Origin of the sequence: Novipirellula rosea (assembly GCF_039541335.1) — a bacterium.
Lineage (GTDB): Bacteria > Planctomycetota > Planctomycetia > Pirellulales > Pirellulaceae > Novipirellula > Novipirellula rosea.
In genome coordinates this window covers 75,012-89,436 of the sequence record NZ_BAABGA010000099.1, presented here as the reverse complement: position 1 = coordinate 89,436, position 14,425 = coordinate 75,012, and the positions used below count along the sequence as shown (strand labels likewise).

Genomic DNA, 14,425 nt, shown 5'->3' with positions numbered 1-14,425 from the left:
TGGCTTTGAATTGTGCCTGCAGCATCCATTCGTTATCGCATCACGCATCGAACTCACTATCGCTACAGCGATTCGGTAGCGGTTTGCCAAAATCAATTGCGGATGCAACCGAGCACGCGGCCTGGGGTGACATGCCATCATTCAGGAATCACGATCTCACCCGAACCCAAGACGGTCACCGAGCACACCGATTATTTTGGCAATTGTGTCTACTCGTTTGCCATCGAAACGCTGCACAAAGAGTTGACGGCGGTTGCCACCAGCGAAGTCACCATCGATCCACCGTCACTTGCTAGCGTTTCGGATGCGATCTCGTGGAACACAATCGTGGGGGAACCGGGACAGATTCGGCTGAGTCGTTCAGGCCGTTATGTCGACGAGTTTTGTTTTGATTCACCGCGTGTTCAGAAAGACACCAAGTACGCGGACTACGCTCGCATCTCGTTCAGCGAGGGACGCGGGATTGTCGAGGCGACTTTGGATTTGACCAAGCGAATTCATCACGATTTTCGCTATGACACCTGTGCCACCCAAGTCAACACGCCGACCGCCGATGCGTTTGCCCTACGAGCCGGCGTTTGCCAAGACTTCGCCCATATCCAAATCGCCTGCTTGCGTTCGATTGGATTGCCGGCACGTTACGTCAGCGGTTATTTGCGAACCATTCCGCCGCCTGGAGAAGTTCGCAAGATCGGAGCGGACGAATCGCATGCCTGGATCAGCGTCTATTGTGGTTCCGATTTAGATTGGATCGACTTTGATCCCACCAACGCTTGCCAATGCACGACCGATCATATTCCGATATGCATCGGCCGCGACTACGGTGACGTCAGCCCGATGCGAGGCGTGATTTTGGGCGGCGGTCAAACCGCGCTAAAGGTCAGCGTCGATGTCGAACCGATTCAAGGCACCGGTTAACGCGTGGGACCCGGCCGCTGACGCGTCGCGGCTCACTAAATCAACAAGTCGTCAAGACTTTCGACGGGACAATCGGTCTAATTGAAATCGCGGTCTTGCGGATTCGAAGGCGTTGAACCCGAGATCTCGGTCGCCAGCTGTTTGACCTTGGGGCGGCGTTTGCGACGCGTCTTGTCGGGAATCATCGTCCGCATCGCTTCGAGTTTTCCAAAGCACAGCAAGCGGTCGCCCGGTTCGAGCGTCCGTTTCAGCCGAGGATTCGGGATCACGCTGGTGCCACGGTAGAGCGTCAACACGTTGATGTCCTGTTCGGGAAGTCCCGATTGATCAATCGTTTTGCCGCAGAACTCCGAGCCTTCGGGGACATGGATCTCGGTCACTCCATAGCCTCGGCTGACGGTCAAGCGTTGGCGAACGTCGATTTCGGCAAAGTCGACTTGGGCCGAAACGTAGTCGATGATGGCGCCGGCGATATCAAGTTGGGTACAGGATTCGATGCCTTCGAGCCCCGGTGACGAATTGACTTCCATCACTTGCGGGCCATCGCTGCCCTCGAGCATATCGACGCCAGCAACGCGAAGTCCCATGATTTGGGCACAGCGGACTGCGGTTTCGCAATACGTTTCATCGAGTTCGACAAGTTCGGTGCGACCGCCGCGATGCACGTTGCTACGAAACTCTTGTCCCTGCGCCACACGCCGCATTGCGGCAACGACGCGATCGCCGACGACAAATGCACGGATATCGCGGCCACGACTTTCGGCAACAAATTTTTGCACCAACACGTTTTGCCGGGTGCTTTGCAGCGTTTCGATGATCGCTTCGGCGGTCTTGACCGACTCGGCCAAAATGACGCCGACGCCCTGGGTGCCTTCGAGCAGTTTGATGATGATCGGCACGCCACCGACTCGCTCGATCGCAGGCAACACGTCTCGCTTTTCGCGAACGAAGGCGGTTTCAGGGATCCCGATATGATGGCGACTCAGGATTTGTAGACAACGCAGTTTGTCGCGTGCGTTGGTGATCCCGGCCGAGCTGTTGGTCGTGAACACATCCATTTGCTCGAACTGGCGAACCACGGCAGTGCCATAAAACGAGATCGACGAACCGATCCGGGGGATGACCGCGTCATAGTCGCTGAGCAGTTTGGAACGAAAATACAGATCGGGTTCGCCCTGCTTCAGATCGATCGAAAAGCGGAGCGTATTGAGCACCTTGGCTTCATGGCCGCGCGACAGTGCCGCCTCTTTTAGACGCCGCGTGCTGTAGCAGTTCGGGCTGCATGAAAGGATCGCCAACTTCATAAAAAGGGTCTCAAGGCAAAGGTTATTAGAGGGCTAGGTAATTTGGCGGTCCGTAGGTCGCTGGTGACGATTCACCAGTGTTTTCTTTTTTTCTTTTTGGGGCGTCCGCCAAAGTAAGATTGGCCAGGATCGACAAGCATGCGTCCGCGAATGGCTTCGCGTCCCATCAACATGCGGAACCCCATTTTGTTGCGGTTGGCAAGCGTCAGTTCGACTTGCCACGTGGTATCGAGCCAGTGGACTTCGGTCAAGATAAAGATCCGTTTGGAAGCTTGCCCGCTTGAGCTGCGGACGCTGCGAATATCGTGAACCGGAGCTTCGCAGACGATCGTTTTGGCGTCCGAACGTTGGTGAGGTTGAACATCAAATCGAACCATATCGATGCCACCTGCATCAAATGTTTCGATATTCAAAGCATGCAAACTTGACGATCTTGCACCGGTATCGATTTTCGCCTTGATGTGGCGGATTCCTAAACTCGGCAAAGAAACCCATTCACGCCACCCGATAATCCACTGGTCCTTCGTGTCACTGGGGTCGGGCGGAGCAGGTTGGTCGTCGAAAACGTCGTCTGAATCTGTCGGAAATGTCAAAACTATCGATCCCGATTCGCCATGGCGGACGTGGTTTTGGGGGTCTTCGGAACAGCACCGGAAGTCAGAAACTTTCGAATATCCAGAGATTAACCATCCCGGCGTCGCGATGTCTAGACGGCAACTTTCCACAAATCAAATCGGTTGGATCTTCGCAGGTTCGGAGCCAACGGCATCGATCACTTCATCGCATGAGACCATTTTGTATGGCGTCATGTCGTATGGGGCATGTCACGAAAGAAGGAAAACGTGATCACGGCCGCGACCGCGTTAGTGAAATTGGTATTCGGGGTTGGATTTGTCGAAATCAGCATCGGTCAATCCCACATTCAGTTTCAGGTCACAGTACAGATACCGTTCCATTAAAACGGGGTCTTCCGATTCGCCTTCGGGCCAATCGAATGCTTCGAACAGGATCGGCAATCGTAATTCGTTGTCGACATAAACCTTGGCGATGTGAAACGGCAGGTGCTCTTGGCGAACCGGATGCACGACTTCGAAGTACTGGCATTTGCGTCCGTTGATTTCGACGTTCGGGCGGCTTTGCACAAGCACGTGTTCGACCGATAACTCGGCATTACCCACGTCGACTAAACGCTCGAGCAGTCGTCGGATGCCAAATTCGTGAATGGGGTACCGGTTGCCTTGCATCGCTAACATGCTTGCAGGCTCAATCATCGCGGTCATGAACCCGAGAACCTTGCCCCCTTTGCGCACTAGCATTCGTCCATCGTTGGCGTGGCTGTCCCATAGCACTTCGCGTCCATGGATCGATTTAGGCGATTGAAATTTAATGTAGATGTTTGTGGACACATCGTCATTTTCGTCTTCGGGGTAGGTATGCCGCACTTTGGCTTGGCAGCGTTTTGTCGGCCCGAGTCGGCCGTCGACACGCTCCTGTGCCAAAAATGTGCAGGTGTAGTCCTGGACCTGTTGGCGGCATCGATCCAAACTCGCTTGAGCTTGTTTAACGAGCCTTTTGAGTTCCTGTTGATGTGCGGTGAGTTTCTTGGTTTCGGGGATCAGCGAGTCGGGAGAGAGTCGCAGCGACGCCTCTTCGTCGCTGAGTCGCGGTGAGCTCACGCGATCTGCGGTGTTAGCAGAGGCTAGAATTTCGTCCGCAATCAAGCGAGTCGATGCGGGGATGAACAGTACGGCGACCAGTGGCACAGCAAGCAGATAATCTCGTTTCATGGTCAATTTCCAAGTTGAAAGAACAGCAAATTCAAGTGGTAGCAAAACAAGGCAGTCGCGTCTCGCAAGGGCAACTCGCGGCGATGCCCTTGCCGGTTCTTCATCACAACAGTTGGTTCGTCGCGAATGCGGCGAACCAACCAAAATACAATCCTTGCACCTCAATCGATGCAATCAACGACCTTCGCCAGGGCACGATCCGGCAATGACGCCGAGTTCCGCCGACTCGTCTACCGCGTGTTCGTTAGACGCAGTGGCAGATTTCGCATCAATTTAATTGCCATCGTTTCGGGTTTCTTGCCCCATCAACCGCGAGGGATGACGTGGCGGATCCGATTAACAGCGTCAGTGCCGCTGCCGCAGCGACTGACCGCAAACAGCGCGCCCATTACGGACAAGAAACAGATCGAAATTGCTCACGTTTCGCAGCTGCCCGGACTATCCAGCGCGAGTCGACTCAGGAAGAAACGGATCTCCATCCGCCGGGGGACAACGGAAATAGGGTCCGCTTTCGATTAGGGACGCCCCGGCGGTGTCGCAGCAAAATGAGGTTTCTCTGGAGCTTTCCCCGTAACTTTCCCCGTGTTTTTCGCCTCAGAGGCGTTTCTGTGAGCCCGATCCGCATGAACTCGATCCGATGGCGATCTGTACTGATGGACTCGATTAAGCAATACTGACATCGCCGCTGGGCGGTTGCTTCGGTCCAGTGGCATGGCCCAACGACGTCAGAAGCCAACGACGTCAGCAGCTTCGAAGCAGGGGGTCAGTTCCCAAACCTCGGTTTTTGTCTGTTCTGCGCAGGCTCTCGCCGAAAATCTCGTTGCAAAGGAACATTAGAATTGTCCGACGGATTGCCTCGGAAAAGGCCCACCCCAATTAAGATGAAGTCGTCCAGGGCGACCACAACCGCGCCGGAAGAGAAGCCTCGCGTGCGAAAAATTGGTTCGTTGGTGAACCAATTGATTTCGCGACGTGGCTATGCGCAAGTTGCGGTGGTCAACGAAATCCAGGACGCTGTGATCGCGCTGATTGACCAGCAGATACGATCCAGCGTGCGGATTGGCAATTTGAAACGAGGCGTGCTGGAGATCTATGCGTCGGACTCGGTCACCCTGCAAGAGCTGAACTTTCAAAAGCGAACGATCCTCAAGAAGCTGCAAAAAACGCTTCCCCAATCCAACGTCACAGGACTGAAGTTTCGTATCCAAGCCAATTGATGTCGCTGATCGCTCGGCGATCCATCGATCTGATCGCGGAGCGATCAGCGACAACCCGCCAACGCAAAACTCACCCACCTTTCTGAGCCCAATGCATCGATCTCGCGCCCACCAACGTTTGGCCCGTCATCGTTTGGCCCGTCATCGTTTGGCCCGCCAAGTTCGCGGGAGTTTTGTGTCACGATGAAAGTGGTTTTCTTGACCGCGGGGGCTGCTGGCATGTATTGCGGCAGCTGTATGCACGACAATGCCACCGCGCGGGTACTGAGAGCGTCCGGTATCGACTGTGTCTTGCAGCCGATTTACACGCCGATCCGTACCGATGAAACCAGCATCGCTGAAGAAGAGGTTTTCTTTGGTGGCATTCACATCTATCTGCTGCAACAGATGCCGTGGATTCGGTTTGTGCCTGCATCGCTACGGCGATTTCTCGATTGGCCGCCGTTGATCCGGATGGCGACAAGCCGAGCGATGTCCACCGATGCCGCCAAGCTTGCCGCACTGGCGATTTCGATGCTCAAAGGGACCGAGGGGCGGCAAGCCGAAGAGGTCAGGCGATTGACCGATTGGCTCGACACCGAGATGCACCCCGATGTCCTTGTGCTCAGCAATCTATTGATTGGCGGAGCGTTACCGACGATTCGCAAACGATTGCCCAACACCAAGATCGTGGTGTTGCTACAAGGCGATGACATTTTCTTGGACCACTTGCCCGATGCGGCGCGGAACGAGGCGGTTCAGCTATGCCGAAAACTTGTGGGATCAGTCGATCAGTTTGTCGTCAACAGCCGTTTCTATGCGGACAAAATGGGATCGCTGCTCGAGATCCCGCCATCAAAATTGACGACGATTCCGCTTTCGATTGATCTTCAGCACTTTTCGCCACGACCGACATCGTCGTCCGCAGCGGAGACGTTTCGCTTGGGCTACATGGCGCGGGTTGCACCCGAGAAAGGGCTGCACCGGCTGGTGGATGCATTTATCGAATTGGCGACGCAGCAATCCCATTCCCGTCTGACGCTGGAGGTCGCCGGTTGGCTCGGCGAAAACAATCACGCCTATCTCGAGTCGCTTCGCCAACGAATCGACGCCGCGAATTTGAGCGAGCGTTTTACCTATCACGGCAGCCCCTCGCTCTCGCAGAAAGCTGAATTCTTGCGAACGCTTGATTTATTGTGTGTGCCGACGGAATACGAAGATCCCAAGGGGCTGTTTGTGCTCGAGGCAATCGCATCGGGAGTGCCGGTGGTGCTGCCCGACCATGGCGCGTTTGGTGAACTGATTGGATCGACTGGTGGCGGCATCGTGGTTCCCGCGAATGACCATCAAGCCTTGATTGGCGGCATCGATCTGCTGGCCAAAGATCATTCGCATCGACAGCAATTAATCGCATCGGGGTTGGCGAATGTGCTTGAAAAGCATTCGATTGAAATCACGGCTCGGCGTTTGGCGGCACTGTTCACCGAGCTAACCTCCGTCTCGTGAACTACTTCATGCCTTCGCGACGCATCGTCAATTCGCGACTGATTTCGCCTTTGACGTACTTGATCGGGACAAAGCTGTTGCCCTCCATCGGCACTTCCACTCGGACGGTCACTTCGCGTGTATCGCGTTTGATCTTTTTGGGGGTGACTTGGACGCGAACATTGGTCAGGCCAAGCGAATTAAGAATCCCCAAAGCTTTGGATTCGGTCTCTTCGGCGGTCGCTCCCGGCAACATGCCTGTCCGTGCAGCTTCGTAGACCGCGTTGTCAGCGGTATGGCGAATCATCGCGGCACGACAAAATTCAAAGGCCGCAAAGAAAAACAGGAACAAGATCGGGGCGACGATTGCAAATTCCACCAAGGCTGCGCCTCGTCGTTGGCGTCGTTGGTTCATTTGGGTCATGGGCTTTTTGCCAAAAACAGTGGGCGGGGGTGTCAGGTTTGGATCCATTGATTTCAAAGCACTCGTTCAGGATTCAAATCTATTCGGTCATCATGGTGGACAGCGTCAGAGCGATCTCGCGATAGATCTGGCGCAGTTCATCACCGCTGGCGGCGTGAAAGGTTTTTCCGTTACCAATCGTTGCCACTTCTCGCATTCGCGTGGTGTCGGCGCCAGCACCAAACGTGATGGTGTGAATCGTGATCCCATCGCGAGCGATTTCGTCTGCCGATTCACGCGGTTCACGTCCGCGGTTGTGCTTTCCATCGGTCATCACAATCATCGTTTTTTCAACAAATTTGGCATCACGACTACGGTTCATGATTTCGTGACCTGCATCCATGCCTCGTGAAATACTGGTGAATCCACCGACCGGCAACGCCGCCATCGCACGGGTGATCAGATTCAAATCGTCGCTCAATTGCACGTCTTCGCGGGCTCTGTCGTTGTACGATGCCAAACCGACTTGCTCTTGGACGGGGGTACCCTCGAGCGTACTGGTAAAGATGTTGATGGCGTCTCGCAGATCGGCGATCTTGTCTCCCGCCATCGATCCGCTGCGGTCCACGACAAGCACGACGTCGCGTTCGATGTAGGTTGCTGTCGACAGAGCTTGCGGTTCAAAGAATTCAAACCCAACCATGTTGCCAAAGAACATCGGAACGGCACCGGCACTCGAACCGTGGGTCCGTTTGCCGTTGACTTTGACGCTGTTGATGGGGCGTTGGCCGGGGCTGAACTCGAATTTTCCTGATTTCGCTTCGCGGCTGGCCCCGAACGAAAAATCACTTGCATCGACGATCAGGGGATCACCGTTGACGGTGTTGCGAAGTGCGATCTGTTGACCGCGACGAATCGCGAGACCTTCGTTAAACGATTGCGACAACTCGAGTGCGGCTGCCTTAGCGGCCGCATCGGTGGCGCTGCGAAGTTCCGTTCTGGCCAGATGCATCTGAGCGATGTCGACCGAGAATGTGACCGCCATCATAAAGGCGACCATCATGATCACGATCAAAATCAGCATCGCACCACGGCGACGCGATGCACCGCGAGGCAAATCAGATCGACGCAAAGTAGATTGAGGGTTTGGATGGTTCATGATCATTATTCTTTCAACATCACGACGCGTGCAATTAAGTCTCGATTGGCAATGAATTGGCCCGCCAGTGGGCTGTTCGGTTGCGTGGGGGCCACGATTTCGACCGCGATCTCTTCACCCCGCTTGGCTTGCTCGGGATTGCGATCAGGAAATCGAACGGCGAAACCACGCACGTTGCGTGCAGTAAGGATATTGGTGGCGCGATCTTCGGCGGCGCTGGCGGTCGAAGTGCTCAGGGCCGCTTCGCGAGCTCCCTCGTACGCCGCCACACTGAGTGCTTGTTTCAGGAAAATGAAACTGCTCGCTTCGATTGAACCGAACACCAGCAGCACAAGGATCGGCAAACAGACGGCGAACTCGGCAGCTGCGACCGCTCGCCGCGAACGGCGGCGGGTGCGATTGGTTCGGGGATGATCGATCGCGGGAACGTCATGGGGGATCGTGATTGTCATCGTTCTTATACCTCCGAATCGCTGGCCGGAGATGGTTTGGCGATTGGCGTCACGGCCGGAACTCGTTCGATCACCGCATTAAAGTCAGCGGCAATGTTTTGCCAAAAGTCGTCGTTGCGAAATTGCAGCGGAGCCACCGGGCGGCCGGTACGGACGTCGGCCAATGCATTTCGAAGTCGCAAAATGGGGCCGGCAAATCGGTTGGTCAGCTTCAGCGTGTCCCAGACGAAGGCGGGGATCAGCGCCATCGTGATGACAAAGAATGGCATGAAGCGTTGCATCGTGTCGGCGAACGTTTGCCCCCAATCGGCATCGGGTTGCTCGAACAAGCGAATCCAAATGGTCAAGGCAATCGCGTTGCATACGAAGAAAACGATCCAGTGAATCGCGATCTTGCGAAGCAATCCCCCTTGGACCTCGCGATCAACAAGCGTACGGCTGCGGCGTGATTTGGTTTGGCTCATGGTCTCGTCTGCGACAATGGATAGGTGAAATGACTCGAGAATCGTCAGATGGCTCTGAGAGGGCAATCGGCTCTCATAGGGAACCGTAGGTCAGAGTTGCGCGATCCGGTTCGTCCACGCACAAACTTGCCTCACCCCACCGCATTGAAATGCGGATTGCAGCGGTTGCAGCGATAAGTCCGCCGCGGTGCCCCCCGGAAGAGCTGAGATGATCAGACAATGCCATCGACGTTGGACGTCCGCCGTACGGCTATCAAAATTTGCCGTTTGTCTATAAAGTCGCAACAAGCAAGCCCTTCTTGTTCGCGTGATCACCCGTGTTGAGGAACGACGATGCATCAGTGCGCCCACCATCACACCGAAAATCAGAATTATGGATCGGCCTTTGCCATCGGCGTGGCACTGAATGTGGTGTTCGTCTTGGTCGAGGCGGGGTACGGTTTCTACAGCCATTCGCTCGCGCTTTTGGCCGATGCCGGGCACAATCTTTCGGATGTGTTAGGGCTGCTGATCGCCTGGGGTGGCTACGCGTTGGCGAAGGTTCCGCCGTGTAACAAACGCACCTACGGTTGGCGGAGCACGACCATTTTGGCAGCGTTATTTAATGCGCTGATTCTGCTGGTCGCGATTGGAGGAATCGCTTGGGAAGCGATTCATCGGTTTCAAGAACCCTCCGAGGTCGCCGCACCGACGGTGATTATCGTCGCGTTGATTGGAGTGGTGATCAACACGATCACGGCGCTGTTGTTTATGAAAGGTCGGCATGGTGATTTGAATATCCGTGGCGCGTTTCTGCACATGGCCGCCGACGCGTTGTTGTCGTTGGGGGTTGCGATTGCGGGGGTCCTGATTCTGTATACCCAGTGGAACTGGATCGACCCGGCAACCAGTTTGTTGATCGCCGTGGTGATCTTCTTTGCCACGACCGACCTGCTTCGTGAATCGATGAATTACGCGCTGCAGGCGGTGCCCAAGAAAATCGACCTGGATGATGTCAACGCCTATCTACTGAGTCTGCCGGGAGTGACGGCGATCCACGATCTGCATGTCTGGGCCATGAGCACAACCGAGATCGCCTTGACCGCCCATCTGGTCAAGCCGCAGCTTGAAAACAACGATGCACTGCTGAAAAAAATCGCTCACGATTTGGATCACGAGTTTCAAATTAGCCATGCCACGGTCCAAATCGAATCAAGTGTCGATGCTGCGAATTGCCGTCAAGCCGAGGCCGGGTCGCTGTGAAATAACGCGTAAAACGCACTGCTTGCAAGCAAAGCGGCGATATCCAGGGCGAAAAGGACTCGCACAATCCTTGACGTGTTGATTAAAATGGTATCAGCCCCACCCCCCCCTCCCTCCCCCAAGCCCGGCAATCGCTGCGGCCCATGTCACCCTAGCCTGCTGCCCCTCCCGCAATGCCGAACCCTTTGATCCCGCGTGTCTCAGCCCGAACGCTTGCGATGGTGATCGCTCTTGCACCGTTTTGTGTGAGTGCGGAAAACCATCCTGTGAAGTCGCGTGTTCCGGTGGCAGCCACCCAATTGCTCGAAAATTCGTGCATCGATTGTCACGCTGACGAATCGGGCGAAGGCGGATTTGATGCGTCCGCACTGGGGTCCGATCTCGCCGATCCGAAAACGCTGGCGACATGGCAACGCGTTTTTGACCGGGTTGAATTGGGCGAGATGCCGCCCCGCGACGCCGAGGAATTGGAGCCCAGCGACCGCAAGCGATTTCTCGATGCGACTTCTCAGTGGATCACTTCGACTCAACTCACCGAGTTTGCAAAGCTGGGCCGCGTGCGAGCGCGGCGATTGACCACATTGCAGCTTGAGCGAACGCTGCACGATTTGTTCTCGATCGACATCCCGTTGGCGTCACTTGCGCCCGAGGACCCTCGCGTTGATGGGTTCACTAACATTGCCTCGGCCCAAGCGATGTCACACTTTCAGATCGAATCCCATTTGAACATTGTCGATGCCGCGCTTGACGAAGCCTTTGATCGTGCCTTGGGTGAGGGCACTCCGTTTGTGAAATCGCTGAACGCAAAACAGATTGCACGTACGAATCCCAAGCGGCGATGTCGCGAACCCGAGATGCTCGATGGAAAAGCGGTGGTTTGGGCATCCCGGCTGATCTTCTACGGCCGCATCCAGACGACAACGGTACCGAAAGATGGTTGGTACCGAATGACCGTGACCGCGTCGGCAATGAACAAACCCAAAGATCATGGCGTTTGGTGCACGGTGCGTACCGGATTCTGCACATCGGGGGCGCCGCTGATGTCGTGGGTTGGAGCTTTCGAGGCGACCGACGAACCGATCGAGCGAACATTCGAAGCGTGGATTCCGAAAGGCCAAATGTTCGAAATTCGTCCTGGCGATTTAACGTTGAAGCAAGGACGATTCGCCGGAGGCCAAGTGGGCGCTGGTGAGGGGACGCCGCAAAATCTTGCGGGTGTCGCATTCCACCAAATGGAGATTGAAGAAATTCATCCAGGGGGTGACAGACAATCGGTCCGTACTCATTTGCTGGGAAACTTAAAGCTCAACAAGCAGGCGGATTCGAAAACGAGAAAATCGAAGCGATTGCAGTTGGACAAGGAGGTCACGGAGACGGAACTACGCGAGCAATTGAATCGCTTTGCACATCGCGCGTTCCGGCGTCCTGTTTCCAAGGCAGAATTGCAGCCTTACGCCGAGATTCTATCGCAAGGACTTCGGAACGACGGCGATCCACTCGAAGCGTTGCGTGCGAGCTATCGTGCGATCCTGTGCTCGGCCCGATTCATGTACTTGGTCGAGCCTACGTCAACCGAGTTGGTAAGCAGCACGTCATCAAGAGCTCCGCTGGATGATTTTGCAATCGCATCACGACTGAGCTACTTTTTGACGGGATCGATGCCTGATGCCGAATTGTTCAAGCTGGCTCAGCAAAAACAACTTCGCGATCCTGAGGTGCTCATTTCCCAGGTTGATCGATTGTTAGATGGAAAAGGTCAGCGACAATTTGTTGCGGATTTCACATCGCAGTGGCTCGATTTGGTGGACATCAACTTTACCGAACCCGATCCCAAACTGTATCCCCGTTTCGACTCGGTGGTCGAAAACGCGATGTTGGCTGAAACGCATCGCTATATCGAAACGCTGCTCAATGAGAACGCCAGCATCGACAAACTTGTCCGCTCGGACTTTACCTTTGTGAACAGTCGCTTGGCACGTTTTTACGGAATTGATGGAATCGAAGGGGATGCGATTCGGCGTGTCAAACTTGATAAAGGTTCGTCACGCGGAGGACTGCTGGCCCAAGGTTCGATTTTGAAAGTCACGGCAAATGGCACGACCACGTCTCCGGTGCTGCGAGGCGTTTGGGTTTGCGATCGTGTTTTGGGACAACCTGTTCCTCCGCCTCCCGAAAGCGTCCCTGCGATTGAGCCCGACATTCGTGGTGCGAAAACAATTCGCGACCAATTGGAACTGCATCGCAATCATACCGAATGTGCCAGCTGTCACTCCAAAATTGACCCGCCCGGATTTGCACTGGAGAGCTTTGATGCGGCCGGGCAATGGCGAGATCATTATGCGATCTCAGGAAAAGGCAATCGCAAAGGCCCCAAAGTGGATCCCAGTTACCATTTGGCTGATGGTCGTCCGTTTGAGGGATTTAACCAATTTCGTGAACTGATCGCGAATGAGCAAAAAATGCTGGCTCGTAACTTTGCTGAAAAATTGCTGGTCTACGGCACCGGTGCTCCGATCGCGTTTGCGGACCGTGATCAGGTCGAGCAGATTGTTGATTCGACATCCGACGATCGCTATGGAATGCGGTCGCTCTTAAACGAGGTGGTTTTGAGTCCGATTTTTTTATCGAAGTAGATCTCGGTGAGCTACCGTCCGATACCATCAGCGCACCTTTCATTTAACGAACAGATATACCATGAAGAAAACCATTTACTTCAATCTCAAATCTCGCCTGAACCGCCGCACCGTGTTGCGTGGTGCCGGGATCTCGATGGGGTTGCCATGGTTAAGTGCGATGCAGCCGACGTTTGCCAATGACAAGGGCGAAAGCAAACCGAAGCGACTTGTCACGATGACGCTTGGACTAGGCTTGGTCGCCGACAACTTGTTTCCTGAGACCGGGGGTCGCGACTATCAAGCGACACCCTACCTTCGTGCGCTGCAAGATCTGCGGGATCAATTGACCGTGGTCTCGGGGACGTCGCATCCGGGAGTCAAAGGAGGGCACCGCGCCGAAGCGAGCATTTTGACGGCCACCCCGATGGGGACTGCGGGCAAGGCAAAGAACTCGATCTCGATTGATCAGTTGCTCGCCAAACACTTTGGCGACGCCACTCGATTTCCATCGCTTGTGCTTAGTAACGGTGGCTCGACAAGTCCCTCGTACACTGAAAATGGATCGATGATTCCACCGGAATCATCGCCATCGCGTTTGTTTGCCAAATTGTTCATCAACGATCCACCGCAGCAGCGAAAGATACAAGCCCAACGCGTTCGCGAAGGTCGCAGTATCATGGATCTTGTCGGCGAGGATGCGAAATCACTCGAGCGGCAACTGGGTGCGGGAGACCGTAATCGGTTGGACGCCTATTTCACGAGCGTCCGTCAACTCGAAAAACGGATGGAATTATCCGAGCGATGGGCCAACCTTCCCAAGCCGGTCGTCGATGCCAAGAAGCCGGTCGACGTGGGCAACCCGAACGATTTGATCGCTCGCCAAAAAACGATGTGCGAAGTGATCAAGCTCGCGCTGCAAACCGATTCGACTCGCTATATTTCGTTCCATATCCCTGGCGGCGGTGGTGTGCTTCCGATCGAAGGGGTGGATGAAGGCTATCACTCGCTAAGCCATCATGGACAAGACGAAGACAAGTTGTCACAACTCGCAATCGTCGAAGAAGCGTTCGTGGCTCAGTGGGGCCAGTTCTTGCGAGAATTGAAAGAGACCGATGATTCCGGCACGTCGCTGTTGGATTTGACCACGGTCTTTTTGACGAGCAATCTGGGCAACGCGTCCAATCACGACAACCGCAACATGCCCGTGCTGTTGGCAGGCGGTGGGTTTCGTCATGGGCAACACCTCGCGTTTGATCGAAAGAACAATTACCCTCTGCCAAACCTGTACGTTTCGATGTTGCAGAATCTTGGCATGGAAATTGACCAATTCGCCACCAGCACCGGAACGATGAACGGGTTGTCCAGCTAACCCGCGAGATTCGCGTTGTTCCCAAGCAAGC

The 14,425-nt window shown here is 54.9% G+C and carries 14 protein-coding genes; 7 read left to right on the top strand and 7 right to left on the bottom strand.

The features are described 5' to 3' along the window. The first annotated feature begins 12 nt into the window (after positions 1-12). Positions 13-918 (top strand): transglutaminase family protein, encoded by a 906-nt coding sequence (locus tag ABD971_RS29850; RefSeq protein WP_345327355.1) that lies wholly within the window; start codon positions 13-15, stop codon positions 916-918. 77 nt (positions 919-995) lie between these two features. On the opposite strand, the gene ABD971_RS29845 is transcribed toward ABD971_RS29850, so the two are convergent. The 3 genes from ABD971_RS29845 to ABD971_RS29835 form a co-directional block, all read right to left on the bottom strand. Beyond that, on the bottom strand, positions 996-2,222 hold the full coding sequence (locus ABD971_RS29845) for a RimK family alpha-L-glutamate ligase (protein ID WP_339942627.1): 1,227 nt from the start codon (positions 2,220-2,222) through the stop codon (positions 996-998). Positions 2,223-2,293: 71 nt separating this feature from the next. Then, entirely contained in the window at positions 2,294-2,815 is a 522-nt protein-coding gene (locus tag ABD971_RS29840) for an ATP-dependent zinc protease family protein (RefSeq protein WP_339942626.1), read from the bottom strand. Positions 2,816-3,085: 270 nt separating this feature from the next. Then, the gene (locus ABD971_RS29835) at positions 3,086-4,009 is read right to left on the bottom strand and encodes a DUF1571 domain-containing protein (protein ID WP_345327354.1); all 924 of its coding nucleotides are present in this window, start codon (positions 4,007-4,009) and stop codon (positions 3,086-3,088) included. Positions 4,010-4,023: 14 nt separating this feature from the next. On the opposite strand from ABD971_RS29835, the gene ABD971_RS29830 reads away from it, so the two are divergent. The 3 genes from ABD971_RS29830 to ABD971_RS29820 all read left to right on the top strand — a co-directional run bounded on the left by ABD971_RS29830 (position 4,024) and on the right by ABD971_RS29820 (position 6,711). After that, the gene (locus tag ABD971_RS29830) at positions 4,024-4,218 is read left to right on the top strand and encodes a hypothetical protein (RefSeq protein WP_345327353.1); all 195 of its coding nucleotides are present in this window, start codon (positions 4,024-4,026) and stop codon (positions 4,216-4,218) included. Positions 4,219-4,890: 672 nt separating this feature from the next. Next, on the top strand, positions 4,891-5,226 hold the full coding sequence (locus ABD971_RS29825) for a DciA family protein (protein WP_339942623.1): 336 nt from the start codon (positions 4,891-4,893) through the stop codon (positions 5,224-5,226). 183 nt (positions 5,227-5,409) lie between these two features. After that, a complete protein-coding gene (locus tag ABD971_RS29820; protein WP_339942622.1) occupies positions 5,410-6,711 on the top strand; it encodes a glycosyltransferase family 4 protein in 1,302 nt (433 codons plus the stop codon). 1 nt (position 6,712) lies between these two features. On the opposite strand, the gene ABD971_RS29815 is transcribed toward ABD971_RS29820, so the two are convergent. From ABD971_RS29815 to ABD971_RS29800, 4 genes are all read right to left on the bottom strand, one after another. Continuing rightward, entirely contained in the window at positions 6,713-7,105 is a 393-nt protein-coding gene (locus ABD971_RS29815; protein ID WP_345327352.1) for a TadE/TadG family type IV pilus assembly protein, read from the bottom strand. An 88-nt stretch (positions 7,106-7,193) separates the two neighbouring features. Continuing rightward, a complete protein-coding gene (locus ABD971_RS29810) occupies positions 7,194-8,252 on the bottom strand; it encodes a VWA domain-containing protein (RefSeq protein ID WP_339942620.1) in 1,059 nt (352 codons plus the stop codon). 5 nt (positions 8,253-8,257) lie between these two features. Then, a complete protein-coding gene (locus ABD971_RS29805) occupies positions 8,258-8,704 on the bottom strand; it encodes a TadE/TadG family type IV pilus assembly protein (protein WP_345327351.1) in 447 nt (148 codons plus the stop codon). A gap of 5 nt (positions 8,705-8,709) precedes the next feature. Further along, positions 8,710-9,168, bottom strand: coding sequence for a hypothetical protein (locus ABD971_RS29800; RefSeq protein WP_345327350.1), 459 nt, complete (start codon positions 9,166-9,168; stop codon positions 8,710-8,712). 333 nt (positions 9,169-9,501) lie between these two features. Between ABD971_RS29800 and ABD971_RS29795 the strand changes: the two genes are divergently transcribed. The 3 genes from ABD971_RS29795 (at position 9,502) to ABD971_RS29785 (ending at position 14,394) form a co-directional block, all read left to right on the top strand. Beyond that, entirely contained in the window at positions 9,502-10,410 is a 909-nt protein-coding gene (locus tag ABD971_RS29795; protein ID WP_345327349.1) for a cation diffusion facilitator family transporter, read from the top strand. A 173-nt stretch (positions 10,411-10,583) separates the two neighbouring features. Then, positions 10,584-13,043, top strand: a complete 2,460-nt coding sequence (locus ABD971_RS29790) for a DUF1592 domain-containing protein (RefSeq protein ID WP_345327348.1) — start codon at positions 10,584-10,586, stop codon at positions 13,041-13,043. Positions 13,044-13,104: 61 nt separating this feature from the next. Continuing rightward, entirely contained in the window at positions 13,105-14,394 is a 1,290-nt protein-coding gene (locus tag ABD971_RS29785) for a DUF1552 domain-containing protein (RefSeq protein ID WP_345327347.1), read from the top strand. Positions 14,395-14,425 lie beyond the last annotated feature (31 nt).